We start from the raw sequence: 26,878 nt of genomic DNA on the forward strand, positions 1-26,878 counted from the left end.
ATCGGCCTGCATCTCTCATGCACTTCCTGCTGTCTTTGCTGCTGTTTCTCTGTCTGCTTGTCCCATCCATGCCCGCACTGGCTGCTGAGCAGCAGGTGTGGATCCAAAAGATTGGAGGCGAAAAGAGTGGCGAGGTGCTCGGCAGCGTGATGGCCCGTGACAGCAGCGATGGACTGGTGATCAGCCCAAGCATCTCCGGATTATCGGCAGGGATCTATGGCTTTCACCTGCATGAAAACGGCAGTTGTGAATCAGGCCTCAAAGACGGAGTCCAAGTGGCCGGCCTCGCGGCCGGTGGGCACTGGGATCCCGATAAGACCGGCTCCCATCAAGGGCCGTTTGGCGATGGCCACCGCGGCGATCTGAGCCGATTGGTGATCGATGCTGATGGCACATCAACCACAGCAGTCGTCGCTCCACGGTTACGCGTGGATGACCTCAAGGGCCGAGCCTTAATCGTTCATGCCGGAGGCGATACCTACAGCGATGAACCTCCCTTGGGTGGAGGCGGCGCCAGGATCGGCTGCGGCGTTGCTGGCTAATGAACGACATTGAAGGGCTGATCCATCACGGTTGGCGGCCATCAAGCTGCCAACGTTTCATCCAGCACCGCCATTAATCAGCGCAGGGCTCCTGACCGGCGACCAACACCTCATTGATCAGCTCACAGGCCAGGTGCTCGGCGTAGTCGTGCAGCAGGCCAAGCTTGCCGACCACGCAACTTTCCACGCCCGGACTGGCCAGATCAGCGCGCATGGCGAGCCGTGCTTTGTCGCGCTGCTGGCTGGTGGCGTGTTTGCTGAGGATGCGCTCAACAGCGAGGGCCATCAAGACCTCGGTGGCTTCACCGACGGGGTTGGTAGCTGTGCTTCGCATGGAGAGAATCTCCTTTCACAACGGAGGTTTAAGGCCTTTTCAAGAGGCAGTGCTGTGGCCGTCGCGACCTTGTGAATGTGTCGCGGAGGACTTTTTCTTTAAGGAAATCGAAAGTTCCAGAATTGGTGCTCATGGCGACCGAACAAGCCCCCGGCAGCCAGCTATTCATTGCACACGACTCTAGGGAAAAGGGTCGTGGATCGACAAAGAGACGCCCTTTTCGGCAAAGGGCGTTTTTTTTTTGGCAAGACTGCAATTGAGATGACAAGCGCCGGAGTCAATTGATGGGTGAAGCTGCCATTGACCAGGCCAACTACTTCTGCGCCGCCCCCGAAAACCTGCGACAAGCCTTTGAAAGCTGCGGACTGAGCCCCAAAGAGCGGGACTTTCTCTTTGCCACCGTTGCGCTGCGGCGCGGCACTGCTGCCCGTGGCGCCCTAGCCGCTGGCGTAAGCATTGATAGCTGCCCTGCCAACGACAATCCGGGCACATTTTTGAAAGTGCAGTGGAACTCCGTGGTGGGCCATGCCTGCAGCAAGATCGCTGGGCAGCTGGGATGGAAAAAACCCAGCACCGGGATGTGGATTGATCTGCTGGTGACCTTCGAGCGCAAAGCGGCCTATGGACTCGACGATGCCTATGAGGAAGGCAAAGAGAGCTTTACCTGGGTGGTGAGACCGGAATGGGTGGAGGCACTGCGCTGAGGGCACACGGTCAACAAAAGACCGACTGAACGCAGCAGACAACTTTTGTGGCAACTAAAGGTTCAGCCTGAAACATCTCGGCAGAAGCGAACTGGTAATTTCCCGCAATGAACGTATTTCTGCTGTTGGCAACGCTGGTTGCCTTAACGCCCGTACGCGCCAATCCCCTGGTGGCGCCGCCAGCAGAGAGAACCGGGCCTGGCGAGCTGCCCGCCATGCCGAAAACGACAGCAGCTTCAGCTTCCCAGCTCGACCCGAGCTGGGAATGGTTCAAAGATCAAACCGGGATGTATGGGATCAAATGGGATGGCTGGAAAGATGGCCGTTACGGCAACCGCTACGCCGCTGTGAATGACCTCTCGCCAGGCATTGGCGGGAAATTATTAGCCGTTGGCGTGAACTGCCAAGCCTTCAAGATTGCCTGGAATCAAGACAACGGTGAGAGCAAAGCTTGGACAGCCTGGGAATACCCCATTTCACGCTCGGTCAGCGAGCAAATCATGCTGAAGCTCTGCGACGAGATTTAAGCGCTCGGCCCTGTGATCGGCCCTGCTGAATCACCCGTGTTGTGTGATGAGCAGTTAGAGCTCTAAGAACTTCAACGGTTCAGCCATCGAAGCGGAGAAGCCAAGCAGTCCTGGGTCTTTCCAGCTGTAGAGCAACGACCCATCACTGCTGATCAAAAAGGTGGCGCCCCGTTGCGTCATCCAACGCTCATCCGGCACATAGGTGCCCCAATGGCTGAGCACTTCGATCATGTTCCGCAAGCGGATGCTGGCGATCCAAAACGGGAGATAACGCCCGCCGCCGTGATAACCCCGCAGCACCTCTTGCAACGTGCCAGGTGAGCCAATACCTGCGCACATGGCGAGCAAGTTTCCCCAGGGCCCACCAAATCCCTCCGCACCGCCATACAACCCCAGACCACGGTGCAACGTTGCCTCGGGATCAACAGTCAAACGCTCCTTGGGGAACCCTGTGTAACTGCAAAAACGATCAGCGCTTCCCTCATCGCCAATGCCGATGGCGCGCACATCAACTCCCGCTTCCAGCAACTGAGGCCATGAGGCCATCACCGCCTGGGCGTACTCAACCGAATCAAAATCACCCAGCTGGCTAAGCACCAACAGCAAACGGCGCTGCTGGTTCTCCAATGGCGCCAATTCAGCCAACACCGGCTGCAACGCAGCTGGAACATCACGCCATGGCGAGGCTCCGGTGGCTGGAGCGGGCTGGGTCAAACCGGTGATGCGGTTGAACAAGGCCCAGCCAGCAAAACCGATCACCAACGTCCAAACCAAAAAGCCAAGTCCCCCAGCCCAGCTGCCGCCGCCAGGCGCGATCAGGCCGGCTTGCAGCAACAAAGCCTCAATGCCAATGCCCCCGAGGCACCACAGCAGCACCCAGGTGAACAAAAACCCAATGGCCTGCAAGTTGCCCGTCATGGCGTTGTTTTGAGGCCGCCATTCTGCAAAGCAATCCAGGTGGTTGCTGCTTGGCGCGACACTGCATGGAGCGAAGGCAGCCCCAAATGAAGTTGGACAGCAAGCAGCCCTGGGGCGTTTGGGCTTTTGTGATTGGCCTGAATGTGGTGGGCGTGATCGGCTACTTCATCCTTCAGGCCAAAGGGATCACCTTGCAGTCGATCCACGCCGGCTAACGCAAAACGCCAGCTGAAACAAGCCAAGGCGGGCACTTGGTTGACGCGGCAGTACACCCGTACTAGAACAGGTGTACCAGCGGCAGGACCATGCCTCCCAGCTCGCCCTACGCCACCTTCCGTGCTGATGACTGGATGCGGGGCCCTGCCATCGCCATCCCCAAACCATGCGCTGCCAAGCCTGGATCCATAACCCCCAAACGGCGCACACCAAGCGCTTCCACAGGGATGAAAAAAGCATCCCGCAGGACCCGCACATCTTTGTGGATTCAGGGCGACCTTTTCCAGGCCAGCCTCCCCTGCTAACCACAAGACTCCATCTCAAAGCCCATGCGGCTGAACTGCTGTGGCAGAGCCTGCTGCAAGGAGGTTGGAGGCCATGCGATCCGCAATGGGATGCCGAGGCCGATATCTAAAGCCTCTGGGTCTAGCCGCAAGCCAAGGCCATGATCTTGGGCTAAGACCGCATCACGCGCCTGCCGGCACGTGATCAACCTCGCCAGCAGGATCTCGGGACTGGGCCATGCGTGTTTTGTTGCCGGCAGCCCTTGTTCTGAGCTTGCTGGTGATCCTCAGCGCCAGCTTGATCCGCTTCAACTACATCAACCGTTCGAGACAGCTTCAGCTCAGTCCTTTTGTGAACCGAGGTGGCTACATCCCTGCCCGGCAGCGCCGCAAAGCCGTTCGCCGCGCCACCTACGGAGTTGAGCTCATCGATTGAGGCTCAGAGTCCAGCCCAACTGCGCAGTTGCGGCAAGGTCATCACGCCCTCAGCGCGTTGATCCCCCAACACCCAGGTGGGAAAAGCCTTGATCTGGGCTTTGCGGCATTGCTCACGTCCAGCGTCATCTTTGTCGCACTCCACGTAGGGAAGTTCGCGGCCCGCCTCGGTGCCAAAGAGGTTCTTTTGGTGGAAGCAGGCGCCGCACCACCAAGCGCCATAAAAAATGACACCGGCTTGCTTGAGCTCACGGGCCAAGCTCAATTGCTCAGCATTGGAGGGCTCAACGGCATCACCCAGGTTGCCCGCCTCAGCTCGGGTCCACGCGCCAGAGCCAAACACCAACCCTGCCGCTAAAGGGATTAGCCACAACGAACGACGCATGCCCAATCCAGAAGAGTTGGGCGGAGATTAGGCGAATCGTTCGGACTTCCGCCTCGTCTGGGGGCCATGGGGCTGAGACACTTGAACGACCAAGCGCATGACCCGGATGAGCGCAGGCGGCTATCGCGATTACTGGAAGGTGCTGGGTCTCCAGCGCGGCGCCGATGGCGCTGCTGTGAAAAAGGCTTTCCGCTCGCTTGCTCGTCAGTACCACCCCGATGTCAACCCGGGCGACAAAGCCGCTGAAGCCCGCTTTAAGGAAATCAGCGAGGCCTATGAAGTCCTCTCCGACCCTGAGAAGCGCCGTCGCTACGAGCAGTTTGGTCAGTACATGAATCAAGCCGGTCCAGCCGGAGGCGGGCCTGGTGCTGGTTTTGACGTCGATTTCGGCCGCTACGGCACCTTCGATGACTTCATCAACGATCTGCTGGGGCGGTTTGGCTCTGGGGCATCACCCGGAGCCCCAGGAGGATTCCCTGGCGGATTCGGCGGTGGGTTTAGTGCACCCCCACCTGCCGCCAACCTGGATGCCGAAGCGAGCATCAAGATCAGCCTTGGCGAAGCGTTTCGAGGTTGCGAGCGAACCCTGCAAGTGAATCAAGAGCGGGTGCAGGTGCGCATTCCTGGTGGGGTGAAGCCCGGCAGCCGTCTACGACTCAAAGAAAAAGGCAACCTGCAACCCAGCAGCGGCCGCCGCGGCGATCTCTACCTCACCATCAACCTCGACAGCCATCCGATCTGGCGACTCGATGGTGATGTGCTGCGCGCTGAGCTGCCCTTAAGCCCTGCTGAGGCGGTGTTGGGCGGCGAAGTCAAAGTGCCCACCCCCGATGGCGAAGCAGTTGTCAACGTGCCAGCAGGAATCAGCGCCGGGCGATCCCTACGTTTACGCGGCAAAGGCTGGCCACTGAAAGGAACACGTGGTGATCTGCTCCTCACCGTGCAGCTCCAGCTCCCAGACCAACCGAGTGATGCCGAGAGACAGCTGTATCAACAACTGCTCGCACTGCCTGGAAATAACCCACGCGACAGCCTGTTTCAAAACGCCAGGCTCTGACTGGGGCATTCCTTAAGCTTCCCGCCATGGATATCGCCTATCGCCCCCGCCGACTGCGGCGTACACCTGGCCTGAGGGCCATGGTGCGCGAGCACCACGTCAGTGCTGCCGATTTCATTTACCCCTTGTTTGTGCACGAAGGGGCGACCAACGAGCCGATCGGCGCCATGCCCGGCGCCCAGCGCTGGAGCCTCGATGGCCTGCTGGGGGAAGTGGGGCGCGCCTGGGATCTCGGCATCCGTTGTGTGGTGCTGTTTCCCAAGGTGGCCGATGGGCTCAAAACAGAAGACGGCAGCGAGTGCTTCAACGAGGGGGGCTTAATCCCCCGGGCGATTCGGCGCATCAAGCAAGAGCACCCCGGCATGACGGTGATGACCGACGTGGCGCTCGACCCCTATTCCTGTGATGGCCATGACGGCATTGTCAGCAATGAGGGCATCGTTCTCAACGACGAAACCGTTGAAATCCTCTGCAAGCAGGCCGTCACCCAAGCGGCTGCCGGCGCTGATCTGATCGGCCCCAGCGACATGATGGATGGCCGTGTTGGCGCCATCCGCGAAGCCCTCGACGACGAGGGATACAGCCATGTGGGGATCATCAGCTACACGGCGAAATACGCCTCGGCCTACTACGGCCCCTTCCGCGAAGCACTGGATTCCGCGCCGCGGGCCGCCGGCGGGAAACCCATCCCCAACGACAAAAGCACCTACCAGATGGATCCGGCGAATAGCCGTGAAGCCCTCACGGAAGCCTTGCTCGATGAGCAAGAGGGCGCCGACATCATGATGGTCAAACCAGGCCTGGCCTACCTCGACATCATTCATCGTCTGCGCGCTGAAACGGAGCTGCCAATCGCCGCTTACAACGTCAGTGGTGAATACGCCATGGTCAAAGCAGCGGCCGAGAAAGGCTGGATTGATGAGCGTGCCGTTGTGCTCGAGACCTTGCTGAGCTTCAAGCGGGCCGGAGCCGATCTGATCCTCACCTATCACGCCTGTGATGCAGCCGAATGGCTGCGCCACGGCTGAGGCCAACTGCACTAGAGAATGGGCCCATTGCAGCGGAGCAATGGCAGTCAACAGGTTGGGCCATGTGGCCATCCGCGTGGACGACATGGAGCGCGCCAAGGCCTTTTATCTAGGCCTCGGCATGAAGCTGATCTGGGATGCCGAGGATTGGGCCTACCTGGGAGCCGGCAATGAAGGGCTGGCTTTGCTGGGCCCTAACTACAAAGCCGCCGGCCCCCACTTCGCCTTTCACTTCGATAGCCGCGACGCCGTGCAGGCCATGCATGACCAACTCAAAGCCGATGGCGTCTCTGTCGGCGGCGTGCACGACCACCGTGACGGCACCGCATCGTTTTATCTGCGGGACCCCGAGGGCAACTGGCTGGAAATGCTCTATGAGCCACCCGGCGGGATTCCCAGCAACCAGGGGTGATGGAGATCCAAGCCGAAACACTGGCTCTATTGGAGTGGGAGCGGCTTGGCGAGCAAGTGGCTGGCTTTGCCGGCAGCTGTCTTGGGGCCAACCTCTGCCGGCCTTTGCAGCTAGCGCCAACGCTGGAGGAGGCCCAGCGCCGGCAAGCGGAAACAGCCGAGCTTTTGGTTCTCGATGGCCTCACTGAGGGAGGCCTGAGCTTTCAAGGCGTCAGCGACCACAGCACCACGGTGCAGCTCTGCAGCAAGGGGGGCTGCGCCGCGGCCGACGATCTGCTGCAACTCGCAGACACCCTGGCGGCAGCACGGCGTCTGCGGCGGCAGATCGACGACGACGAGTTGCGGCCTGTGACCACCGCGCTGCTGGAGGGGCTGCGCACCTTGCCGGAGCTGGAGCAGCAGCTGCGCTTCGCCATTGAAGAAGGCGGACGCGTGGCTGATCGCGCCAGTCCGCCACTAGCCGGCCTGCGCCGGCAGCTGCAAAGCCAGCGGCAAGAACGGCAAAGCCGCCTGCAGGAGCTGATGCGGCGCTGGGCCAATCAACTGCAAGACAGCGTCATCGCCCAGCGCCATGGCCGGCCAGTGTTGGCCGTCAAAGCCGGTGCTGCCGGTTCTTTGCAAGGCCAGGTGCACGACAGCTCCGCCTCTGGTAACACCCTGTTCCTTGAGCCCCAAGCGGTGGTGGGCTTGGGCAACCGCATCGCTGAACTCGAAGCGCAGGAACTCAAAGAAGAACGGCGGGTGCTGCTGCAACTCAGCGCTGCGGTGGCCGAGGAAGAAGAGAGCCTGATGGCCATGCAGGACTGCCTGGCTCAGCTGGATCTGGCCCTAGCCCGAGCGCGGTATGGAGCCTGGCTGGGGGCTGTCAAACCCAAACTGGGAACGGAGTGCTGGCAGCTCAAGGAACTGCGCCACCCGCTGCTGGTTTGGCAGGAGCGCCAAGAGGCCGGCAGTGCGGTGGTGCCGGTGAGCTTGCAAATAGAACCGCCGCTGCGGGTCGTCGCCATCACCGGGCCCAACACCGGCGGCAAAACCGTGACCCTCAAAAGCTTGGGGCTGGCCACCTTGATGGCCAGGAGCGGACTGTTTCTACCCTGCAGCGGCACCCCACAACTGCCCTGGTGTGAAGCGGTGCTGGCCGATATCGGCGATGAACAGTCGCTGCAGCAAAACCTCTCCACCTTCAGCGGCCACGTGCGCCGCATCGCCCGGATCTTGGAAGCGCTCAGCCGCCTGGGCACAGCACCGGTGCCGGCGTTGGTGCTGCTCGATGAAGTAGGGGCTGGCACCGACCCCAGCGAAGGGGCTGCCCTGGCCAGCGCGCTGCTGCGTCATCTGGCCGATCAAGTGCAGCTGAGTGTCGCCACCACCCACTTCGGTGAGCTGAAGGCGCTCAAATACGACGACTCCCGCTTTGAAAACGCCTCCGTTGAATTTGATGAGGTGAGCCTGAGGCCCACCTACCGGCTGCTTTGGGGGATTCCCGGCCGCAGCAATGCCTTGGCCGTGGCTCGGCGGCTGGGCCTCAGCGAAGCGGTGCTCGGCGGGGCTGAGCAGATGCTTGATGAGCAGGGCACCAGCTCGGTGAACACCGTGATCAGCGGCCTGGAAGAGCAACGCCAGCGGCAACAGGAGGCCGCCGAAGAAGCAGCCGCCCTGTTGATGCGAGCAGAACTGCTGCATGAAGAGCTGCAGCAGCGCTGGCAGCAGGAGCAGCAACAAAAGCAAACGCGCCAAGGCGAAGCCCAACAGCAATTGGTGGGCTCGATTCGCGAAGGCCGCAAGGAGGTGCGCCAACTGATTCGCCGGCTGCGCAATCCCAAAGCCGATGGCGAAGCGGCTCGGCAAGTGGGGCAACGGCTGCGCAGCCTCGAGCAAGAACATGCGCCAGAAAGCACCCCCAAGAAGAAACATCGCGGCTGGAGCCCTGCTGCTGGCGATCGGGTGCGGCTGCTGAGCCTGGGCAAAGCCGCCGAGGTGTTGAGCTGCAGCGACGACGGCCAAGAGCTGCAGGTGCGCTGCGGCGTGATGCGGCTCACCGTGCCACTCACCGGCATCGAAGGCCTGCAAGGCGAGAAGCCGGCGCCGCCAGAACCAGCCCCGGTGCGTGTCCAAGGCCGCGGCCGGCGCAGTGATTCAGCCGTGCGCACCAGCCGCAACACCGTTGATGTGCGCGGCCTGCGCGTGCATGAGGCCGAAGCCGCGGTGGAGGAGCAGCTGCGGTCGGTGCATGGACCGCTTTGGGTGATCCATGGCGTTGGCACCGGCCGGCTCAAACGCGGTCTGAGGGAATGGCTCAGCGGGCTCGACTACATCGAGCGCCTCGTCGATGCCGAGCAGGGTGATGGCGGTGCTGGCTGCACGGTGATCTGGCCCCGTTAGGCCGGCAGGCTGGGCAAATCGGGGGATGCCACCGCCGCATCAGCGCTGTTGGCGCGCAACGCATCACCAGCTGCATCAAACAGATTCCAGCCAGCGGCTTCGACCTCCAGGTGGCACTGGTCTCCGGGCTGAACACTCACCTCCGCTGCGGTGCGCAATTGCACGGTGTGATCAGCCTCCAGCAGCCGGCAACTGAGCAGCTGCTCATGGCCCAAGGCCTCCAGCTGCACCACTTCAGCTGGCAGGTTTCGGTTGGTGGCTGGCGCCAGCCGCAGGCGCTCAGGGCGCAAACCCAAGGTGAGTTGCTGGCCCAGATAGCCCTGCAATAGCCCTGCCAAAGAGGGATCTGCCGCCACACGCTTGCCGGCCAGCAGCACCTGATCAGGCGAGAGCACTTCCACCGGCAACAGATTCATCGGCGGTGAACCAATGAACTGGGCCACAAACAAATTGGCCGGTTGCTCATAGAGCTCAATGGGGGTGCCGAGTTGCTGCAACCGGCCGGCATTGAGCACCGCAATGCGATGGCCCATGGTCATTGCTTCGACTTGGTCGTGGGTCACATACAGCGTGGTGACCCCCAACTGCCGCTGCAGCTGCACGATCTGGCGGCGGGTGTCACCGCGCAACTTGGCATCCAAGTTGCTGAGCGGCTCATCCATCAAAAAGACCGCTGGCTGACGTGCAATCGCGCGGCCCAGAGCCACTCGTTGCTTCTGGCCGCCCGACAACTCCTTGGGCAGACGATCCAGCAGATGGGCGAGATCCAACATCTCAGCCACCTGCTGAACCCGATCGGCAATGCGTTGCTCACGCGGTGAGCGCAGCCAACCGGTGGTGCGTGCCACCCAATCCTGCAGCAGCTGCTGCAGGCGGCGGTGACCGCTGCGGCGCAACCCAAAGGCGATGTTGTCAGCAACGCTCAGGTGGGGATAGAGCGCATAGCTCTGAAACACCATCGCCACATCGCGGCGTGATGGCGGCAGCGCTGAGACATCACGGCCCGCCACCACCACCTGCCCCTGACTGGGGGCTTCTAAACCCGCCAGCAGGCGCAGCAGCGTGCTCTTGCCACAACCCGAGGGGCCCACCAGCACGAGGAATTCGCCGTCGCGCACCTCAAGATCAATGCCTTTGAGCACCTCCACAGCAGCACTGCCGCGCCGAGGCGGGTACTGCTTGCGCAACTGGCGGAAGGCAACCTCGGCCACGCGGGGAGCTCAGCGGATGCCCGACTTTATAGAGGTTGGCCTGACAGGGAAGAATGATGGATTGACCCGCAAGCCGTGCAGTTCATCGACCAGGCCAGGATTGCCGTCAAGGCCGGCCGCGGTGGTGATGGCATTTGCGCCTTTCGGCGCGAGAAATACGTGCCCGCTGGCGGGCCCTCCGGCGGCGATGGCGGCCGCGGTGGTGATGTGGTGTTGCAGGCCGACAGCAACCTGCAAACCCTGCTGGATTTCAAATACAAACGCTTGTTTCAAGCCGACGACGGGCGGCGCGGCGGACCCAACCGCTCCACCGGAGCCAGCGCCAACACGCTGCTCATCCGCGTGCCCTGCGGCACCGAAGTGCGTGATCTGGGCGCCGACCTGCTGCTGGGGGATCTCATCGACAACGGTGAGCAGCTGGTGATTGCAACCGGCGGCAAAGGCGGCCTGGGCAATGCCCACTACCTCAGCAACCGCAACCGGGCCCCAGAGAAATTCACCGAAGGCAAAGACGGAGAAGAGCGCGAGCTGCAGCTGGAGCTCAAGCTGCTGGCGGAAGTGGGGCTGGTGGGGCTGCCCAATGCCGGCAAGAGCACCTTGATCAGCGTGCTCTCGGCTGCCCGGCCCAAGATCGCCGACTATCCCTTCACCACCCTGGTTCCCAACCTGGGGGTGGTGCGCCGCCCCAGCGGCGATGGCACGGTCTTTGCCGATATACCCGGCCTGATTGCTGGCGCCGCCCAAGGGGCCGGACTCGGCCACGATTTCCTGCGCCACATCGAGCGCACCCGGGTGTTGATCCACCTGGTGGATGGCAGCAGCCCCGACCCCATCGCCGATGCCGAGGTGCTGCTCGGCGAGCTGGAGGCCTACGGCAACGGGCTGCTGGAACGTCCACGGCTGCTGGTGCTGAGCAAAGCCGAACTGCTTGATGAAGAACAACTCAAGGCGCTTCCCGCCCAGCTCAGCGACACGTTGGGCCAGCCCGTGCAAGTGATCTCAGCGGTGACCGGCCAAGGCCTAGATGGACTGCTGCAGCAGGTCTGGCAAGAACTGGGAGTGAGCAGCTAGCTCACCAGCGCTTGGCCCCAGGGCAAAAACCGCTGGTAGTGCTCTTCATCGCAGGCGGCCATCAGGGGATAACTGGCCTCACCCAAGGGAGCTCCTGGCGTCATCGGGAAGGGGTGATCCGCCAGCGGGCGAATCACGCAACCAAGCTCCTCGAGGATCAGCCACACCGCTGCGAGATCCCAGATCTTGGGAGTGGCCTCGAGGGCGGCCAGCATCGTGCCTAGCCCCACACCCAGCAGGTTGAGGCTGGCTACCCCCAGCATTAGCGTTTTAGCGGGGAAGCGCCCGGGCACTTTCTGCAGCACCGGCAGCGAGCGGGTGCAGATGCTGGCGCAATTGCAGCGATGGCGAGGTCCACCAGGGGGCTGCAGCGGCTCACCATTGCGCCAGACGCCCTGCCCGCGCACCGCCACGTAACGCTCGCGGAGCGGGGGCACATCGATGATCGCCTCGAGCGGCTGGCCGTCCTGTAGACGCGCCATCGAAATCGCCCAAATCGGCAGGCCCACCGAGAAATTGGTGGTGCCATCAAGGGGGTCAACAATCCAGCCATGGCGCTGGGTTGGGGCATCGGTGCAGCCTTCTTCGCTCAGCAGGCCGTCGCCGGGAAGGATCTCCGCCAAGCCTGCGGCGATGGTGGCATCACTCCAGCGATCGCAGTCGGTAACCAAGCTGCCATCGGGCTTCACCGTGCTGGCAATCTGACCAAAGTCAGCCCGCTGACGCTCAGCAACCCGGTCGACCAGCGCATGCAAGGCCGGCCAGTGGGCTCCATTGGGATAGGTCGCCATCAATCGAGCTCCAAGGCGAGCAGATCACCCAAGGCGCGCTGCACCCGCTGCTGGAACAGGGTCGTGTCGACCCGCAGCAACAACAAACCTGCCAACAGCAATCCCACCGCCTGAATCACAAACACGCTGGCATAGGCCCCGTAGGTGTCTTGCCCGCCAAACACACCACCAAACAGGCTGAGCAATCCGCCACCGGTAACCGTGGCAACCCCGCGGGCGTAGGCCTGCGCCAGACCCCAAACCCCAATGAAGGTGCCAGCCAAAGCGGGTGAGGTGAGACCGAGCATCAAGGTGAGGCTGGCGTTGGTGCTGACCCCAGCGGCGTAGCCAAACAGCAACAAAGCCAAACGGAAGAGCGGTTCAGAAACCACCGCTCCAGCGACCACCATCAGCAGCACAAACACCCCAGCTAGAACGCCACCCAACAAGGCGGTGCGCTGCGGGCCCAAGCGCGGCACTAAAAGAAACCCCGTGGTTGCAATGCCCACCAAGGTGCCAACGCCCCAGATCGCGTTGAGGCGTGTGGTGGCGCAGACGTCCATGCCAAAGATCGCGCCGCCATAGGGCTCCAGCACCGCCTCCTGCAGAAACAGAGAGAAGGTGAACAGCGACAACACCCCAAAGAAATAGGCCACCTGCGGCGATGCACGCAGCACGGTCCAGGCTTGGGCAAAGCTCAGTTCGGCAGGGCGATCAGCAGCAGGCTTGGCTTCCTTGCTCTGCGGCTCAACGGGCCGCTCCACGCCAACCACCGCCAGCAGAATCAAGCCAAAGATCACCAGCGGCGCCACCACGATCAGCCGCTCTACCCCAGCAATCACCAAATCCAAATCGGTGCTGGCGCAGGCAGTGCCCAAAAAGCGGCTGGCCAAAATCGCGCCGGCGACGATGCCAACGGTGAGCATCGACCACACCACTGACACCAGGGCGGGCCGTTGCCGCTCGCTAGTGACGTCCACCAGCAATGCCGCAAACGGCGTGGAACTGGCAGAGATGGCCAAGCCATAGCCGAGGAACACCACGGTCAACACCAGGCCGCGGAACAGCACGGCACTGCCATCACCGGCCTGAGAGGCCTCTGCCAGCCACAACACCGTGCGGCCAGCAATCCAAAACAGCACGCAGAAGCTCAGCGAACCGCAAAGCACAAAGGGGGTGCGCCTCAACCCGCGCCACCGGCAGTTATCGGAGCGTTGGCCAAACCAAACCCGCGTGAACGCCACCAGTTGCTGGGCGCCCAGGGCGAGCGCGGTTAGGGCTGCAGGGACCGAAAACTCATCAATCAGCAGCCGGTTGAAGATGCCGAGCGTGAGAACCGAAAGGGCCCCGAGGCAGGCCTGAAACAAACCGAGGCGAAACGCCAGGGCGGCAAAACGCAATGACCCCAACCGGATCAGTCAGCAGTGGGCACAAACGTAGCCCGCTGCACATCACAAGGTGTATTGATCGGGGGAGAAGTCACCGGAATTTTGATCAACTCACTTTCCGGCGGAGGCGAGTCGGGCAGGTCAACGGCCGGGCAACTCACAATCTGATCAAGGCCCGTGGCGCGCCTGAGTTGGGCCAAGGCAATGTTGTAATCAGCAATCCGGTTGTTGTAATCAGTTTCCGCGGTGGTCACGTCCCGCTGGTTATCAATCACATTGCGCTGACTATCAACACCTGCTTGGTAACGAAGCACAGCCAAGCGGTAAGCCTCCCGAGAAGACAACACTTCGCGAGAAGTCGCAATCAGGCTTCGAGCATTTTTTTGCAAATCGGCAAAATAGGTTTCCACCAAATCGCGCAACCGGTTGCGTTCTTCAGCAAAGCGATACTGATTCTCTTTGGCCTTTTGTTTTTGTTCTCTGGATAGGGCAGCCGCTCGGCCACCATCAAAGATCTTCCAGGTCACGCCCATGTAGACGGATTGGTCAAGGTTCTCGCGAACCATTCCCATGTTGACGAAGTCAGTGCGGACGCCAGTTTGACCAAATTGCTTCGCCCAACTGGCATCACCAGCAATGCTCACAAAAGGTTGAACATCACCGAGGAAGGAGTTGGCGCGTGAGTTTGCAATTGAGATGTCGAGAATAATGTTCGCAAGTTCTTCTCTGTAGTCAAATGCGCCAATGATGCTTTCTTGCAAGCTTGGCAACCAAACCCCTCGCACATCATTCCGATCAGAAGCTGAGGGCACAACATTCTCAGGAAGATTGGTGTATCTGCGCAGATTGGCCTGTCGAACAGTCTGATCGCGCAGATAACCAGTCAAGAGGTCCTGATCACGGGCAAGCTGAGTTTCAGCCTGCAAAACATCAAGCTTGGTGGCAACACCAGCCTGAAGCCGAGCGCGGGTGTCCCGCAAGTTCACGCTCGAAGCCTGAACCGAAGTCTTTCCAACTTCAACATTGGAATCAGCTTTTTGCAGATTGAAGTAGATCTCAGCCGTCTGCAGGCGCAGGTCGCGCAAAGTGATCAGATAGTTGTTTTTAGCTTTCTCAAATTCATCACGGGCAGCAGCAATATCCGGGACACGCTTGGGATCAAGCAACTTCCAATCAAAATTCAGGTTGGCTGAGGCGCCGTATGTCTGCGTCGTACCCCACCACTCACCGTATTGATCCAATTTTAGGGATTGGTCTTCAGCCTTCTTTTCCTGCTTCTTCGAGTTCTTGGGCTTGTTGAAGTTTTGATAGCTGGTGCCCCAGCTGCGGCCAGGAAACTTCAGCTGGCTGGTGGTGAAAGTGAGCTGCGGATACCAAGCAGAAAGCGCCGCTCTCAACTTGCTTTGCGCCTCCTCCACCTGAATTTTGACCGCTTCAAGCAAGGGGCTATTGACTTCCATCAATTCCACTGCCTGAGTCAGTGTGAGCGGCCGCAGCTCCTCAGGACGCACCTGGGCAGGTTGATCGGGCAGCGCCAGTGGAGCTGGGGCTGCGAGCTCATCGAGATCTGGCGAGAGGGTCGTGGCTGCCGGAGGCAACACCGTTGGATCTGATTTGGGCCGGGGTCCTTTCTCTTTGATTGCGTTTGGCAGTGGTGTCCGGCCGGCCATGGGATCAACGCTGTCCTCTAGTTCATCGAGAACATCGGTGGACGCCGGCAAAGGATTACCCAACCAATCCAAACCAGGAGCTTGACCTTCGGCCAAGGCACCAAGAGGAGACCCGATCAGAACGAGGGCCAGCAGGCTGCTGCGCAGTCGTCCCTTCACAAGCCTTCAGAATTCGTTGTGGGGAATTTAATCCTCTTGCGTCTCAAGACTCAGGCAAGAGGCCACGACTTCAGCCGCACCCCCCACCACCTGCAGCGGAACGCCCAAGCGCTGCTCGACGGTCTCCAAGCTCAAATCATCCAAAAACACCGGCTGACCCTGGCGCAGCAAAACAGCAGGCAGCAGCAACACATCACCCAACTCCTTGCCTTGCAGCCCATCAATCAGGTCTTGCCCGGTGAGCAGCCCGGTGACCACCTGCTCACAGCCCCAGTAGGGACTGGGCAGCGACTGCAGGCGTAGATCCAACCCCTGCACTTGCCGCAAGCGCTCCACCACAGGTTGGAGGCTGGGCCCCACCAAACTTCCCACCACCCAACTCAAGCTGCGCGGTTTGAGCAAAGCAGCAGGCAGCTCTTGGGTGGCGTCATCGAGCTGCTCAAGAAAGGCACGAATGCTGCCGACGCCGTTCTCCTGCTGGGGCAAATCCTCGTAACTGGCGCGCTGCGGCAACGGCAACCCCGCCATCAAATACCACTCATCTGAGAGCCAAGCCCAACGGCTGCCAAAGCGCTCAGCAAATTGCTGCTGCAGGGGCTCGACCAATTCAATGGTGCGCCTGGCCATCGCTGGGGTCACCGGCACCAGGCCATCACCATCGGGGCGAAAACGGGTGAGCCCCACCGGCACCACCGCCACCGACAACACCGCCGGCCAATCGCCACCGCCAAAACGAGCCAGGTCTTGGAGGGTTTGCACCAGGGCATCGCCGTCGTTCAAGCCCGGACACACCACCACCTGGGCATGGATTTGCAGGCGCTTGTCTTGGAACCAAGCGATTTGATCAAGAATCTGACCAGCCCGCTCATTCACCAGCAATCGGCTGCGCAAGTCGGGGGCGGTGGCATGGACCGAGACAAATAGCGGCGAAAGGCGTTGGCGTTCAATCCGCTGCCAATCAGCAGGCAACAGGTTGGTGAGGGTGAGGTATGAGCCGTAGAGAAAGCTGAGGCGGTAGTCGTCGTCTTTGAGATACAGGCTCGAGCGCCGTCCTGGGGGCTGCTGATCGATAAAGCAGAACGGGCAGTGGTTGTTGCACTGCTTCAGGCCATCGAAGAGGGCCTCGGTAAAGCCCAAACCCAGTCCATCGTCGGCATCTTTTTCCAGCTCGATGTGATGGCTGGTGCCATCAGGCTCCTCCACCTCCAAGGCGAGATCTTCCTCACCACAGAGCATGCGCAGGTCAATCAGATCCCGCGGGCGAATGCCATTGACCGCCACCAATCGATCACCAGGCTGAAACCCCAGCTCTTCGCCGATCGATCCAGGCTCCACCGTGGCCACTACGGCAGGCTGCGGCGTCGCGGCACTGGGATCAGCCTGAAGAGGAACCCCATCACTGGGCTCGTTCCACACCGTGGTTCAGGCGACTTATCCCAGTGTGGGGTTTGCCAGCACCAGAGCCAGCAAAACCACCCCAAACACCAAGCGATAGATCACAAACGGCCAAGTGCTGTTGGTTTGCAAAAACCTCAGCAACCAAGCAATCGCCAGCCACGACACCACCGCTGCCGAGAGGATTCCCAGCAGCATCGGCAGCGGTCCGTAGACCGAACCCTCAGCGAAGGCGCCCTTGAGCTCAACCAGTCCAGCCAAGGTGATCGCTGGAATCCCCAATAAGAAGGAGAAGCGGGCGGCATCGGAGCGCTGCCAGCCAAACAGCAGGGATGCCGTCAGGGTGCTGCCGGAGCGCGAGACACCAGGAATGATCGCCAGCGCCTGGGCCAGACCGACCACCACGCCATCAATGCCCTGAACCGATGGCAGCTGCTTACGGCGCTGCCCCAGACGCTCGGCGAGGGCCAACAGCAAGGCCATCACGATCGAGACAATGCCGATAGAGGCCACGCTGCGCAGGGGCGAGGTTTCGTAGCCAGGCCAAAACGTCTTGATAGCTAGACCCACCACAAGGATTGGCAGCGTGCCAATGGCGATGGAAATCCCCAGGCGCGCATCAGGGCTGCCCCAGTCACCCTGGCGCAAGGCTCTGGCCAACCCGCGGCACACCTGCAGCAGGTCGCGGCGGAAGTAACCAATCACCGCAGCGATGCTGCCCAGCTGAATCACAGCGGTGACAGTCACACCAGGGTCCCCCCAGCCGGCCAGCACCGGCACCACCTTGAGGTGTGCTGTGCTGCTGATCGGCAGAAATTCCGTCAGGCCCTGAACGATGCCCAACACCACCGTGCGCCAGCAGGCCTCCAGCAGCGTGAGTTCAGCGGCAGCATCCACGCAGGCTCAAGCCAAGTGGCGGAACCTTAAGCGCCATGGACGGATGCTTTTCCTCTGACCAGGGGGCAATCGCTTTAAGCTAATTGCGTTTGTTCACACAGCTGTTGTTCGGAGCTGCTCCCGTCCTCAATCCGGCGCCGCAGCTCAATGCAGCTGGTGTGAACTGGAAGTTGTCAGCGCCGGCCGTGGCGGCAGCGCTGGTCATGCTGCCGGTGTTTGTGCAGGCTCCCTGGGTGCGCAGTTCACCGGTGGCCTGTGCGCTGTTCACTGCTGTTTTGGTGGCTTTGGGGTTGCGGCTTCGGGGCCACCTCGGCGCCCTCCTGATTGGCTTTTCCGGCAGCTGGTTAGCCGGAGCCGTGTTTTGGGGTTGGTTGCGATTGCATCCCCTCTGGCATTTACCCGTTGAAGCGTTCGCCCTGCCCCTGGCCATCGCCGGATTGCAGGGGCCTTGGCGCCGGGCCGGGCAATTTTATTTAGGCGCCTTAATCGGCACCGCTTGCACCGATGCCGCCACGGCTCTGTGCGGCTTGATGCCGCTTTGGCCGCAAGTGCTGCAAGCCAGCCCCGGCGAGGCGCCTCTGTTGCTCTCAGCAGCGGCAGAGCAGGTGCTGCACCCACTGCCCCTGGCGGTGGTGGGTGGATTTGCCGCAGCCATGGTTTCTGCGGGGCGCTGGCTCTGGCGCCAAAGCGAAGGCGGACAAGTGGTGGCCGCTGCCTTACTCAGCACCTTGGCGGTGGATGCCCTGTTCCTGGCGTTGGCGCTCTTAAGCCCGCAACTCAGCGGCTTGGTTTAAAGATCTGCAAATGCTGCGCGGCCGCGGGGCTCGGCTCAGCACAACCCTCTGTAATCTGGCCGCTCAGCCCTTAATCGGCCCCGCATGTCCAGGCTTTTTCGTCGCCTATCCACCCTGCTGCTCTGCAGCCTGCTGGTTTTGGGTGTTTGGCTGACTCAGCCGCTGAGCGTGCAGGCTGCGGAAATTCGCAACAAGGTTGACGACAAGATCGCCGAAACAGCCGGCAAGGTTGACCTCAACAACGCCTCAGTGCGCCGCTTCCAGCAGTACCCCGGCATGTATCCCACTCTGGCCGGCAAGATCGTGGTGGGCGGCCCCTACAACGAGGTCGACGATGTGCTCAACCTTGATCTGACCGAGCGCCAGAAAGAGCTGTTCCAGAAGTACAAAGAGAACTTCACCGTCACCGACCCGGAAATTGCCCTGAACGAGGGCTTTGACCGCATCAACGACGGCCAGTACCGCTGACTTCCGCCTCGTCAGAAGACACCGAATCATTGTTTGACGTCCCTTGGGACGTCGTGGTCATCGGCAGTGGTGTTGCCGGCCTGATGAGCGCCCTGGAGCTTCCCGCAAGTTCCAGGGTGCTTTTGCTCAGCCGCGACATGAGCACGCCGCCGGCCAGCCGCTGGGCCCAAGGCGGCTTAGCCGCAGCGATTGGAGCGGATGATTCACCAGCGCTGCACCGCAGCGACACCCTGGCGGCAGGGGCAGGGCTGTGCGAGCCGGCAGCGGTGGATTGCTTGGTGAAGCAGGCACCGGAGTGCATTGCCAACCTGTTGAGCCTGGGCCTCAACCTGGATCGGAAAGGCGAGAACCTCAGCACCACCTTGGAAGCCGCCCATAGCCGCCGGCGGGTGCTGCATGCCCAAGATCAAACCGGCCTGGCGCTGGTGGAGTTGCTGGAGCAGTGCATCGAACGCCGCCCCAATGTGACCTGGTGGCGCGGGGCCATTGCCATGCAGTTGCTGCAGGACGCGGGTCGCTGCTGCGGTGTGCAAGTGCTGAGGCACGGTGAGCTGGGCTGGCTGCGCAGCGCTGCTGTGGTGCTAGCCACCGGCGGCAGCGGCCATTTGTTTGCCAACACCACCAACCCGCGTGGCGCCCACGGCGATGGGGTTGCCATGGCCTGGCAGGCCGGCGCGATCCTTCGCGACATGGAATTCGTGCAATTCCACCCCACCGCCTTGATGCAACCCGGGGCTCCCCATTTCCTGCTTTCAGAAGCGCTGCGGGGCGAGGGGGCACGCCTGGTGCAAGCCGATGGCACACCGCTGTTCGCCAGCGGCAGTGAACTGCTGCCCCGCGATCAACTCAGCCGCAGCATGGTGCGCGCCATGCAACAGCAGCAACTGGCGCAGCTGTGGCTGGATCTGCGTCCAGTGGGCGAAGCCAAGCTGACCAAACAATTCCCCACGATCCTGGGGCGCTGCCGCAAGTTAGGGCTGGACCCCATGCAAGTGCCGCTTCCGGTGGCACCAGCGGCGCACTACTGGATGGGGGGGATTGCCACCGATCTCGATGCCGCCACCTCGCTGCCGGGGCTCTATGCCGTGGGCGAAGTGGCCAGCAGTGGCGTGCATGGAGCCAATCGCCTGGCCAGCAATTCGCTGAGTGAATGTCTGGTGATGGCCAGCCAACTCAGCCGTCTGCAGCCGCAACCCAATGCAGCTGCAGCAAGCAGTCGCTGCCAACGGCGCCCGCTGGAGTGGACACCACCAGAGGATTTAGAGGGGCCCTGCGGAGCACCGATCACAGCCCTGCGCCAATGGAGCTGGCAGGCCGCTGGGGTGGAACGCAGCGGCAGGCAACTGCAACAGGCCCTCCAGGACTGTGAGCAACTGCATGAGCAGCTCAGGCTCGATCGGGCCCTAGCGCCGATCCTGCAGCTTGAGCCAGGCCAAAGCCGCAGTTTGAGCTCTAGCCAGCAGCAGCAGCTGGGGTGGCTCTGGGAGTGCCGCCAGCGGCTGCAAACCACGGTTCTGCTGCTGGATGCTGCCCACTTCCGCCAAGAAAGCCGCGGCGGCCATTTCCGCTGTGATGCCCCCGCGCCCCTGCCCTACTGGCAGCACCACACGCTGCAGCAGCGCGATCAGCCGATCAGAAGTTCCGCGGGCCTTGGTAACCGCTGAGGTCAGCCAGCTTCTGCAGCGACTTCACACCGGAATCGATTTGGCCCTTGATCTCCCAGCTGGGGAAGCCTTCGATCGCCTTGCTTTGGCACAGCGACGCTTGGGAGTTTTTGCCATCGGTGGCGCACTCGATCACATCGAGCTTGGCGGCAGCGTCTTGGCCAAAGAGCTCCTTCTGCTCATGGCAGTGGGGGCACCAGTAGGCCGAATACATGCGGGCACCGATGCTGCTGAGGTGCTCAGCGAGGGCCAACTTGGCTGGATTGCTGACGCTGGTCACCGCCGGCGGGGCGCCTTTTTCACTCAGAACCGCCGGGCGATCGGCCGAAGCCACCCAAGCCAGGCTCAGCAAGCCCACCAGCACCACCAAGATCACACTGCGGAACAGCACCTGACCGCTGTCTTCCCATTCACGGCCGAGCAAATGCAGCAGCCATAAAGCCAAGCTCAAACCAGCTGAAAGCAGGCAGAAGGCGCAGATGGCCTGAATCTTGAACAGCATCAAGCCCACCAAGGCGGCGCTGAACACGCTCATGCCCAGGCTCAGCAGGTAGCCCAGGTGCCAGAACAGATCTGGGCCGCGGCCAAAACGGCGAGCGGTTAAACCACCGCTGCTGCCCTGGCGATCGATCAACCACTGCTGCACCGCTGGAATCAGTGGCAACAACGAGAGCAGCACCAATGCCAAATAGGCCAGAAAACCAAACAGCGCCAGGGGCTGACCCAGCACCGTTCCCCAGGCACTGTTGAGCACCTTGTCGCAACCATCGGCCCCGCCAGGGCAGGCCAACTCACCAATCACACCCCAGCGCTCGAGGGTGATTGAGGCGGTATCAATGGCACCGATGGTGGCCAGACCACCCATCACAGGCCGCACCCAACGGCGGAAGGGCGGCTCGGGGCGCTGGCGTGAGGCTGTCACTCGCTCTTGATTTCCTTACTCAGGAAGTTTGGCACCGCTGCAAGGTTTGGCGTAGGGCCTGCACCCGCAGGGGATCCACGGGATTGGCCAACAGGCCATCGCGCTTGAGCGAGCTGGCCACAATCACGCCATCGGCGCCCGCCCCCAGGCTTGCGGCATTGCCCGCATGGCAGCCACTGCCAATCAAAACCGGGGCACCAGCAGCAACCGAGCGGGCCGCCGCCAGATCATCGGGATCGGGAGCAGCACCGGTGGCCACACCACTAACGATCACGCCATCGGCGCCAGCTCGGCCCAAGCAATCCTCCACGGCTTCGGCGATTGGTTGGGGCGCCAGCGGGTAAGCGTGCTTGACCAGCACATCAGCAAAAATCCCAACCTCCGTAGCCTCCAGCTGCCGGCGCAAGCGCAGCAACTCCGCCGCTTGCCCTTCAATCAGCCCCTGATCGGTAAGCATGGCGCCGCTCAGCACATTCACCCGCACAAATGAGGCGCCGCTGGCCGCTGCAATCCCCATGGCGGCCTGGGCGTCGTTGCGCAGCACATTGATCCCCACCGGCAGCCCGCCGGCAGCCTCCACCACCTCAGCCGCGATGCGGGCCATGGCCGCCACGGTGTGGGGCGGCACGGCTGAGGCAAAAAAGGGCACATCGCCAAAGTTCTCCACCACCAAGCCATCAGCGCCGCCCGCCAGGTAGGCCGCTGCATCGGCTAGGGCAAAGCGACGCACTGTCTCGAAATCACCCTGCCAGCGCGGACTGCCAGGCAATGGCGGCAGATGCAAGACGCCGATCAGAGCCGGCCGGCCATGGGCAAACAGCGATGACCAGGGAGCAGCAGCCACCAAGGTTTACGTTGAACTGTTGGGCTGATGCTGCCATGGCTTCCACAGCAACCACCGCCCGGCCCACCGTGGCCTTTGCCCACCTGGGCTGCGAAAAAAACCGCGTTGACACCGAGCACATGCTGGGCCTGTTGGCGCAAGCGGGCTATGGGGTCAGCGCTGATGAAGCCGATGCCCAAGTTGTGGTGGTCAACACCTGCTCCTTTATCCAGGACGCCCGCGCTGAATCAGTGCGCACCCTGGTGGACCTGGCTGAGCAGGGCAAGCAGATCGTGATTGCCGGCTGCCTGGCGCAGCATTTCCAAGAGGAGCTGCTGGAATCGCTACCCGAAGCCCGCGCCATCGTTGGAACCGGCGATTACCAACACATCGTTGAAGTGCTCGAGCAGGTGGAGGCCGGCGAGCGGGTGAAGCGGGTGAGCCAGGTGCCCACGTTTGTGGCTGATGAAAACCTGCCCCGCTACCGCACCACCTCCGAGGCGGTGGCCTATCTGAAGGTGGCGGAAGGCTGCGACTACCGCTGCGCCTTCTGCATCATTCCCAAACTGCGTGGCGATCAGCGCTCGCGGCCGATCGAATCAATCGTGGCGGAGGCCCAACAACTGGCGGCCCAGGGGGTGAAGGAGCTGATCTTGATCAGCCAAATCACCACCAACTACGGGCTCGACCTCTACGGCAAACCCCAGCTCGCTCAACTGCTGCGAGCCCTAGGAGAGGTGGAAATTCCTTGGATTCGGGTGCACTACGCCTACCCCACGGGCCTAACCCCTGAGGTGCTGGCGGCCTACCGGGAGGTGCCCAATGTGCTGCCCTACCTGGATCTACCGCTGCAGCACAGCCACCCGGAGGTGCTGCGGGCCATGAATCGGCCCTGGCAAGAAGGGGTGAATGGCGAGCTGCTGCAGCGCATCCGAGAGCAGCTGCCCGATGCAGTGCTGCGCACCACCTTCATCGTTGGCTACCCGGGTGAAACCGAAGAGCAGTTCGAGCACCTGCTGCAGTTCGTGCAGGAGCAGCGCTTTGACCATGTGGGCGTGTTCTGCTTTTCGCCGGAAGACGGCACCCCAGCGGCCGAGCTTGCCAATGCCGTGCCAGCCGAGGTGGCCGAAGCCCGCCGCGGCCGGCTGATGGAAGCCCAGCAGGCCATCAGCGCCGAGCGCAATGGAGCCTGGGTCGGCCGCATCGTTGATGTGTTGGTGGAGCAGGAAAACCCCAGCAGCGGGGAGCTGATTGGCCGCTGCCTGCGCTTTGCCCCCGATGTGGATGGTGAAGTGCGAATTCGCCCGGGCAGCCACGGAGCTGCCGCCAGCGCTGGCACCATGGTCCCAGTGCGGATCACCGCAGCCGACATCTACGACTTGGAAGGAGAAGTGGTGGGAGCCCAAGAGATGGTTGATGCCGTGCGGCATTCGTGAGGCAAGCCCGCTTCAGCCTTCCTGCTCAACGCAATCTGTTCCTGCTGGCCTCCGGGCTCAGCACGATGGGATCCTTTGCCGGCCTGACGGCCAAGGGCTGGGTGCTGATGAGCGGCACCAACAACCCCTTGATCGTGGCCCTGCAATTTGCCGTTCTGGCCCTGCCCACCCTGGTGGTGAGCGGGCCTGCCGGCGTGCTCACCGATCGCCATGGCTGCGAGCGGGTGCTGGTTTGGGCCCAATTCGGCCTGCTGGGCGGAGCGCTCGTTGGAGCCCTGGCCATGCCCTTCACTTCAGGGGCACTGCAGGCTGCACTGCTGCTGCTCAGCACGCTCCTGGTGGGGATTGCCAGTGCCTATGAGCTCACCGCCCGCAACAAATACTGCGCCTTGCTGGTGCAACACCCCGGCGAACTCGGCAGCTATCTGACCAGCTTTTCGGTGGTCTTCAACGTGGGCAAATTGGTGGGCCCGCCAGTGGGCGGATTGTTGGTGGCCCTGACGGGCCCATCCCTGGCGCTGCTACTGGATGCCAGCACTTACATCCTGCCGATCGTGAGTGTGGTGTGGCTGCTGCAGCCCTTGCGGGAGCAAGAGCAGCGCAGCCAGCAAGGCGAGAGCGCCAGCCTCTGGGCCGCCTGGCGCGGCTGCGGAGCCGACTTACGCCATGTGCTGCGCTTCACCGCCTTGTTCTGCCTGGTGGGCTTTTTCCACCCGGGCTTGGCCCCTGTGATGGCAGCGGATTTCATCGGGCCCGGCCCGCAGGATTTGGGCCTGTTCACCAGTGTGTTGGCCGCCGGCAGCATCACCGGTGGTGTGCTGCTGCAACGCAACAGCTTTCGGCTCAGCCAACGGCCCGCCTTCCTGCTCGGCAGCAGTGCCCTGCTGACCTCCCTTGCTCAGCTGGGCCTTGGATTCGACGGGCCCCGCGCCTGGACCCTGGCGATGGCCTTTTTGATCGGCTGGGGAACAGCCGTGCTGCTCTCAGGCACCAACTTGATCACCCAAGTGGGAACCTCCCAAGTGCTGCGCGGACGCATGGCAGGACTGGGGCAGATTGCGTTTTTGGGCGGCGGCGGCCTCAGTGGGCTGCTCGCTGCCGGGTTAACGATGCGCTGGGGCCTGGCCGCCACCTGCGGGGTGTTGGGAGCGATCGGCCTGGTGATTGCCGGCCAAGAGTTGATCAGGCACGGTCAAGACCGGCTGACGCTGGCGTCTGATTGAGCTCAGATCAGCTTGATGCCCTTCAGCAGACGGGTCAGCACAACGGCGGTAACCAGGAATCCGCCAACCCAGGTGAGATAGAGGGCGATGCCCATGGCCGCTTGTGTCAGTGGGGCTATTAGAGCAGATGTGGCGTTTCCTACGACGAAACCGATTAGGGTTTGCCACATTCAGGCGAAAGCGCCACCGCAACGTCACCGGGCATGCGCACCCTGTTCATCTACCCCGAATTCCCCAAGACCTTCTGGAGCTACGAGAAGATCTTGGAGCTGGTGAACCGCAAGGTGCTGCTGCCGCCCCTTGGCATGGTCACCGTGGCTGCCCTGCTGCCCCAGCAGTGGGAGATGAAGCTGGTGGACCGCAATGTGCGTGAGGTCACCGAAGCCGAGTGGAACTGGGCTGAGCTGGTGATCATTTCCGGAATGATCGTCCAAAAGGACGACATGGCCGTGCAAATCGCCAACGCCAAAGAGCGTGGCTTGCCTGTGGCCGTTGGCGGCCCCTTCGCCAGCTCCACCCCCGATGCACCTGAGCTGGATCTAGCTGATTTCAAGGTGCTCGATGAGGGTGAAATCACCCTGCCGATGTTTATCGAAGCGATCGAGCGCGGCGAGCGCAGCGGACGCTTCACCTCGGAAGGCGAAAAACCCGATGTGACGGCCACACCGATTCCTCGCTTTGACCTGCTGCAGCTCGAGGCCTACGACTCAATGAGCGTGCAGTTCTCCCGCGGCTGCCCATTCAACTGCGAGTTCTGCGACATCATCGTTCTCTACGGCCGCAAACCGCGCACCAAGACTCCCGATCAACTCGTTGCCGAGTTGCAATATCTCTACGACTTGGGTTGGCGCCGTTCGATCTTCCTGGTCGACGACAACTTCATCGGCAACAAGCGCAACGCCAAATTGCTGTTGCCTGAAATTCGCAAGTGGCAAGAGGAGCGCGGCTATCCCTTCAGCTTCGCCACCGAGGCCTCTGTCGATCTGGCCGACGACGAGGAAATGATGCGGATGATGGCTGATTGCCGTTTTGAAAGCGTCTTCCTTGGCATCGAAACCCCAGATGAAGCGAGTCTGGAAACCGCCCGCAAGGTGCAAAACACCCGCAATCCCCTGGATGCTGCGGTTGACCGCATCACCGCCAATGGCATTCGCGTGATGGCGGGCTTCATCATTGGCTTCGATGGCGAAAAGAGTGGCGCCGGCGATCGCATCGTTGATTTCGTTACCCGCACCGGCATTCCTGCGGCAATGATGGGCATGCTTCAGGCCCTGCCCAAAACAGCGCTTTGGGCACGCTTAGAGAAAGAAGGCCGGCTCATCCAAAACGAAGACGCCGCCAAGGGCGTGAACCAAACCAACCTGCTCAACTTCGTGCCAACCCGGCCGATCCGCGAGATCGCCAATGAATACGTCGACGCGTTCTGCGCCTTGTATGAGCCCAATGCCTATATGGACCGGGTGTACTCCTACTACTTGAAGATGGGTGCCCCTCGTTGGAAGGCTGCTGCCAAGCTGCCCACCTTGACTGACCTCCGCGCGCTCTCGATCGTGGTGTGGCGCCAAGGGATCAAGCGCAGCACTCGCTTCCGCTTCTGGCGCTACATGGTGGGTATGGCCATCCACAACCCCGCATTGCTGGAGCAGTTCCTTGTGGTGTTGGCTCACAACGAGCACTTCCAGGAGTACCGCGGTGTGGTGACCCAGGAAATCCAAGAGCAACTCGCTGAGATCCCCGCCAAGCGCGAACTGCAGCCCGCCTGAG

At 61.8% G+C, this 26,878-nt stretch carries 29 protein-coding genes; 17 read left to right on the top strand and 12 right to left on the bottom strand.

Annotated features, from left to right (window positions below; all coding sequences use genetic code 11):
- Positions 1 to 17 precede the first annotated feature (17 nt).
- Positions 18 to 542 carry a superoxide dismutase family protein gene (locus SIB46_RS06670; RefSeq protein WP_413295341.1) on the top strand — a complete coding sequence of 175 codons (525 nt, stop codon included), beginning with the start codon at positions 18 to 20 and terminating at the stop codon, positions 540 to 542.
- 73 nt (positions 543 to 615) lie between these two features.
- Here the strand turns inward: SIB46_RS06670 and SIB46_RS06675 are convergent, their stop codons facing one another.
- The gene (locus SIB46_RS06675) at positions 616 to 876 is read right to left on the bottom strand and encodes a hypothetical protein (protein WP_011934742.1); all 261 of its coding nucleotides are present in this window, start codon (positions 874 to 876) and stop codon (positions 616 to 618) included.
- Positions 877 to 1,160: 284 nt separating this feature from the next.
- Here SIB46_RS06675 and SIB46_RS06680 point away from each other — a divergent pair, with 284 nt between their 5' ends.
- Together SIB46_RS06680 and SIB46_RS06685 are read left to right on the top strand one after the other, a co-directional pair.
- Positions 1,161 to 1,580 carry a hypothetical protein gene (locus SIB46_RS06680; RefSeq protein WP_413295343.1) on the top strand — a complete coding sequence of 140 codons (420 nt, stop codon included), beginning with the start codon at positions 1,161 to 1,163 and terminating at the stop codon, positions 1,578 to 1,580.
- A 107-nt stretch (positions 1,581 to 1,687) separates the two neighbouring features.
- Positions 1,688 to 2,107: a hypothetical protein gene (locus SIB46_RS06685; RefSeq protein WP_413295345.1), complete on the top strand. Its 420-nt coding sequence runs from the start codon at positions 1,688 to 1,690 to the stop codon at positions 2,105 to 2,107.
- A 54-nt stretch (positions 2,108 to 2,161) separates the two neighbouring features.
- On the opposite strand, the gene SIB46_RS06690 is transcribed toward SIB46_RS06685, so the two are convergent.
- A complete protein-coding gene (locus tag SIB46_RS06690; RefSeq protein WP_413295347.1) occupies positions 2,162 to 3,025 on the bottom strand; it encodes a peroxiredoxin-like family protein in 864 nt (287 codons plus the stop codon).
- Between the two features lie 86 nt (positions 3,026 to 3,111).
- On the opposite strand from SIB46_RS06690, the gene SIB46_RS06695 reads away from it, so the two are divergent.
- The 3 genes from SIB46_RS06695 to SIB46_RS06705 all read left to right on the top strand — a co-directional run bounded on the left by SIB46_RS06695 (position 3,112) and on the right by SIB46_RS06705 (position 3,961).
- Positions 3,112 to 3,240 (top strand): hypothetical protein, encoded by a 129-nt coding sequence (locus SIB46_RS06695; RefSeq protein ID WP_413295349.1) that lies wholly within the window; start codon positions 3,112 to 3,114, stop codon positions 3,238 to 3,240.
- A 167-nt stretch (positions 3,241 to 3,407) separates the two neighbouring features.
- Positions 3,408 to 3,656, top strand: a complete 249-nt coding sequence (locus SIB46_RS06700) for a DUF1651 domain-containing protein (protein ID WP_413295351.1) — start codon at positions 3,408 to 3,410, stop codon at positions 3,654 to 3,656.
- Between the two features lie 107 nt (positions 3,657 to 3,763).
- Complete coding sequence (locus SIB46_RS06705) at positions 3,764 to 3,961, top strand: hypothetical protein (protein ID WP_413295353.1); 198 nt, start codon at positions 3,764 to 3,766, stop codon at positions 3,959 to 3,961.
- Between the two features lie 3 nt (positions 3,962 to 3,964).
- On the opposite strand, the gene SIB46_RS06710 is transcribed toward SIB46_RS06705, so the two are convergent.
- Positions 3,965 to 4,345 carry a hypothetical protein gene (locus tag SIB46_RS06710; RefSeq protein WP_413295355.1) on the bottom strand — a complete coding sequence of 127 codons (381 nt, stop codon included), beginning with the start codon at positions 4,343 to 4,345 and terminating at the stop codon, positions 3,965 to 3,967.
- 106 nt (positions 4,346 to 4,451) lie between these two features.
- Here SIB46_RS06710 and SIB46_RS06715 point away from each other — a divergent pair, with 106 nt between their 5' ends.
- From SIB46_RS06715 to SIB46_RS06730, 4 genes are read left to right on the top strand one after another with little or no spacing between them, the layout of a single operon-like run.
- The gene (locus SIB46_RS06715) at positions 4,452 to 5,402 is read left to right on the top strand and encodes a DnaJ C-terminal domain-containing protein (RefSeq protein ID WP_413297730.1); all 951 of its coding nucleotides are present in this window, start codon (positions 4,452 to 4,454) and stop codon (positions 5,400 to 5,402) included.
- Positions 5,403 to 5,428: 26 nt separating this feature from the next.
- Complete coding sequence (gene hemB, locus SIB46_RS06720) at positions 5,429 to 6,430, top strand: porphobilinogen synthase (protein WP_413295357.1); 1,002 nt, start codon at positions 5,429 to 5,431, stop codon at positions 6,428 to 6,430.
- A gap of 40 nt (positions 6,431 to 6,470) precedes the next feature.
- Positions 6,471 to 6,842 (top strand): VOC family protein, encoded by a 372-nt coding sequence (locus SIB46_RS06725; RefSeq protein WP_413295359.1) that lies wholly within the window; start codon positions 6,471 to 6,473, stop codon positions 6,840 to 6,842.
- Entirely contained in the window at positions 6,842 to 9,223 is a 2,382-nt protein-coding gene (locus SIB46_RS06730) for an endonuclease MutS2 (protein WP_413295361.1), read from the top strand. Before SIB46_RS06725 ends, SIB46_RS06730 begins: the two co-directional genes overlap by 1 nt.
- Here the strand turns inward: SIB46_RS06730 and SIB46_RS06735 are convergent.
- Complete coding sequence (locus tag SIB46_RS06735) at positions 9,220 to 10,434, bottom strand: ABC transporter ATP-binding protein (RefSeq protein WP_413295363.1); 1,215 nt, start codon at positions 10,432 to 10,434, stop codon at positions 9,220 to 9,222. The two genes, SIB46_RS06730 and SIB46_RS06735, sit on opposite strands and share 4 nt — an antisense overlap.
- A gap of 75 nt (positions 10,435 to 10,509) precedes the next feature.
- Between SIB46_RS06735 and cgtA the strand changes: the two genes are divergently transcribed.
- Positions 10,510 to 11,505, top strand: a complete 996-nt coding sequence (gene cgtA, locus SIB46_RS06740; protein ID WP_413295365.1) for an Obg family GTPase CgtA — start codon at positions 10,510 to 10,512, stop codon at positions 11,503 to 11,505.
- Here the strand turns inward: cgtA and SIB46_RS06745 are convergent.
- The 5 genes from SIB46_RS06745 to SIB46_RS06765 all read right to left on the bottom strand — a co-directional run bounded on the left by SIB46_RS06745 (position 11,502) and on the right by SIB46_RS06765 (position 17,784).
- Positions 11,502 to 12,296, bottom strand: coding sequence for an inositol monophosphatase family protein (locus SIB46_RS06745; RefSeq protein ID WP_413295367.1), 795 nt, complete (start codon positions 12,294 to 12,296; stop codon positions 11,502 to 11,504). The two genes, cgtA and SIB46_RS06745, sit on opposite strands and share 4 nt — an antisense overlap.
- On the bottom strand, positions 12,296 to 13,684 hold the full coding sequence (locus SIB46_RS06750; protein ID WP_413295369.1) for a BCD family MFS transporter: 1,389 nt from the start codon (positions 13,682 to 13,684) through the stop codon (positions 12,296 to 12,298). The genes SIB46_RS06745 and SIB46_RS06750 overlap by 1 nt, the downstream gene beginning before the upstream one ends.
- Before the next feature lie 5 nt (positions 13,685 to 13,689).
- Positions 13,690 to 15,429 (bottom strand): TolC family protein, encoded by a 1,740-nt coding sequence (locus SIB46_RS06755; RefSeq protein WP_413295371.1) that lies wholly within the window; start codon positions 15,427 to 15,429, stop codon positions 13,690 to 13,692.
- 90 nt (positions 15,430 to 15,519) lie between these two features.
- Positions 15,520 to 16,908: a TIGR03279 family radical SAM protein gene (locus SIB46_RS06760; protein ID WP_413295373.1), complete on the bottom strand. Its 1,389-nt coding sequence runs from the start codon at positions 16,906 to 16,908 to the stop codon at positions 15,520 to 15,522.
- A 15-nt stretch (positions 16,909 to 16,923) separates the two neighbouring features.
- On the bottom strand, positions 16,924 to 17,784 hold the full coding sequence (locus tag SIB46_RS06765; protein WP_413295375.1) for an undecaprenyl-diphosphate phosphatase: 861 nt from the start codon (positions 17,782 to 17,784) through the stop codon (positions 16,924 to 16,926).
- A gap of 104 nt (positions 17,785 to 17,888) precedes the next feature.
- Between SIB46_RS06765 and SIB46_RS06770 the strand changes: the two genes are divergently transcribed.
- The 3 genes from SIB46_RS06770 (at position 17,889) to nadB (ending at position 20,710) form a co-directional block, all read left to right on the top strand.
- A complete protein-coding gene (locus tag SIB46_RS06770; protein WP_413295376.1) occupies positions 17,889 to 18,578 on the top strand; it encodes a DUF3120 domain-containing protein in 690 nt (229 codons plus the stop codon).
- A gap of 84 nt (positions 18,579 to 18,662) precedes the next feature.
- Positions 18,663 to 19,046: a photosystem II complex extrinsic protein PsbU gene (gene psbU, locus SIB46_RS06775; RefSeq protein ID WP_413295378.1), complete on the top strand. Its 384-nt coding sequence runs from the start codon at positions 18,663 to 18,665 to the stop codon at positions 19,044 to 19,046.
- A gap of 29 nt (positions 19,047 to 19,075) precedes the next feature.
- A complete protein-coding gene (gene nadB, locus SIB46_RS06780; RefSeq protein ID WP_413295380.1) occupies positions 19,076 to 20,710 on the top strand; it encodes an L-aspartate oxidase in 1,635 nt (544 codons plus the stop codon).
- Here the strand turns inward: nadB and SIB46_RS06785 are convergent.
- Positions 20,679 to 21,632, bottom strand: a complete 954-nt coding sequence (locus tag SIB46_RS06785) for a vitamin K epoxide reductase family protein (protein ID WP_413295382.1) — start codon at positions 21,630 to 21,632, stop codon at positions 20,679 to 20,681. The genes nadB and SIB46_RS06785 overlap by 32 nt on opposite strands.
- Positions 21,633 to 21,651: 19 nt before the next feature.
- Positions 21,652 to 22,476, bottom strand: coding sequence for a BtpA/SgcQ family protein (locus tag SIB46_RS06790; RefSeq protein ID WP_413295384.1), 825 nt, complete (start codon positions 22,474 to 22,476; stop codon positions 21,652 to 21,654).
- A 35-nt stretch (positions 22,477 to 22,511) separates the two neighbouring features.
- On the opposite strand from SIB46_RS06790, the gene rimO reads away from it, so the two are divergent.
- Positions 22,512 to 23,891, top strand: coding sequence for a 30S ribosomal protein S12 methylthiotransferase RimO (gene rimO / locus SIB46_RS06795; protein ID WP_413295386.1), 1,380 nt, complete (start codon positions 22,512 to 22,514; stop codon positions 23,889 to 23,891).
- Complete coding sequence (locus SIB46_RS06800; RefSeq protein WP_413295388.1) at positions 23,888 to 25,114, top strand: MFS transporter; 1,227 nt, start codon at positions 23,888 to 23,890, stop codon at positions 25,112 to 25,114. The genes rimO and SIB46_RS06800 overlap by 4 nt, the downstream gene beginning before the upstream one ends.
- 2 nt (positions 25,115 to 25,116) lie before the next feature.
- Here SIB46_RS06800 and SIB46_RS06805 read toward each other — a convergent pair whose 3' ends face one another.
- Positions 25,117 to 25,209, bottom strand: a complete 93-nt coding sequence (locus SIB46_RS06805) for a hypothetical protein (protein WP_043736458.1) — start codon at positions 25,207 to 25,209, stop codon at positions 25,117 to 25,119.
- A 108-nt stretch (positions 25,210 to 25,317) separates the two neighbouring features.
- Between SIB46_RS06805 and SIB46_RS06810 the strand changes: the two genes are divergently transcribed.
- Complete coding sequence (locus tag SIB46_RS06810; RefSeq protein ID WP_413295391.1) at positions 25,318 to 26,877, top strand: B12-binding domain-containing radical SAM protein; 1,560 nt, start codon at positions 25,318 to 25,320, stop codon at positions 26,875 to 26,877.
- Position 26,878 lies beyond the last annotated feature (1 nt).

Origin of the sequence: Synechococcus sp. MIT S9452 (assembly GCF_047304245.1) — a bacterium.
GTDB lineage: Bacteria > Cyanobacteriota > Cyanobacteriia > PCC-6307 > Cyanobiaceae > RCC307.

What these genes read in the sequence shown, in the direction of transcription:
- SIB46_RS06670 (WP_413295341.1), top strand. Translation starts at nt 18, where the DNA reads ATGCACTTCCTGCTGTCTTTGCTGCTGTTTCTCTGTCTGCTTGTCCCA.
- SIB46_RS06675 (WP_011934742.1), bottom strand. Translation starts at nt 876, where the DNA reads ATGCGAAGCACAGCTACCAACCCCGTCGGTGAAGCCACCGAGGTCTTG.
- SIB46_RS06680 (WP_413295343.1), top strand. Translation starts at nt 1,161, where the DNA reads ATGGGTGAAGCTGCCATTGACCAGGCCAACTACTTCTGCGCCGCCCCC.
- SIB46_RS06685 (WP_413295345.1), top strand. Translation starts at nt 1,688, where the DNA reads ATGAACGTATTTCTGCTGTTGGCAACGCTGGTTGCCTTAACGCCCGTA.
- SIB46_RS06690 (WP_413295347.1), bottom strand. Translation starts at nt 3,025, where the DNA reads ATGACGGGCAACTTGCAGGCCATTGGGTTTTTGTTCACCTGGGTGCTG.
- SIB46_RS06695 (WP_413295349.1), top strand. Translation starts at nt 3,112, where the DNA reads ATGAAGTTGGACAGCAAGCAGCCCTGGGGCGTTTGGGCTTTTGTGATT.
- SIB46_RS06700 (WP_413295351.1), top strand. Translation starts at nt 3,408, where the DNA reads ATGCGCTGCCAAGCCTGGATCCATAACCCCCAAACGGCGCACACCAAG.
- SIB46_RS06705 (WP_413295353.1), top strand. Translation starts at nt 3,764, where the DNA reads ATGCGTGTTTTGTTGCCGGCAGCCCTTGTTCTGAGCTTGCTGGTGATC.
- SIB46_RS06710 (WP_413295355.1), bottom strand. Translation starts at nt 4,345, where the DNA reads ATGCGTCGTTCGTTGTGGCTAATCCCTTTAGCGGCAGGGTTGGTGTTT.
- SIB46_RS06715 (WP_413297730.1), top strand. Translation starts at nt 4,452, where the DNA reads ATGAGCGCAGGCGGCTATCGCGATTACTGGAAGGTGCTGGGTCTCCAG.
- hemB (WP_413295357.1), top strand. Translation starts at nt 5,429, where the DNA reads ATGGATATCGCCTATCGCCCCCGCCGACTGCGGCGTACACCTGGCCTG.
- SIB46_RS06725 (WP_413295359.1), top strand. Translation starts at nt 6,471, where the DNA reads ATGGCAGTCAACAGGTTGGGCCATGTGGCCATCCGCGTGGACGACATG.
- SIB46_RS06730 (WP_413295361.1), top strand. Translation starts at nt 6,842, where the DNA reads ATGGAGATCCAAGCCGAAACACTGGCTCTATTGGAGTGGGAGCGGCTT.
- SIB46_RS06745 (WP_413295367.1), bottom strand. Translation starts at nt 12,296, where the DNA reads ATGGCGACCTATCCCAATGGAGCCCACTGGCCGGCCTTGCATGCGCTG.
- psbU (WP_413295378.1), top strand. Translation starts at nt 18,663, where the DNA reads ATGTCCAGGCTTTTTCGTCGCCTATCCACCCTGCTGCTCTGCAGCCTG.
- rimO (WP_413295386.1), top strand. Translation starts at nt 22,512, where the DNA reads ATGGCTTCCACAGCAACCACCGCCCGGCCCACCGTGGCCTTTGCCCAC.
- SIB46_RS06805 (WP_043736458.1), bottom strand. Translation starts at nt 25,209, where the DNA reads ATGGGCATCGCCCTCTATCTCACCTGGGTTGGCGGATTCCTGGTTACC.
- SIB46_RS06810 (WP_413295391.1), top strand. Translation starts at nt 25,318, where the DNA reads ATGCGCACCCTGTTCATCTACCCCGAATTCCCCAAGACCTTCTGGAGC.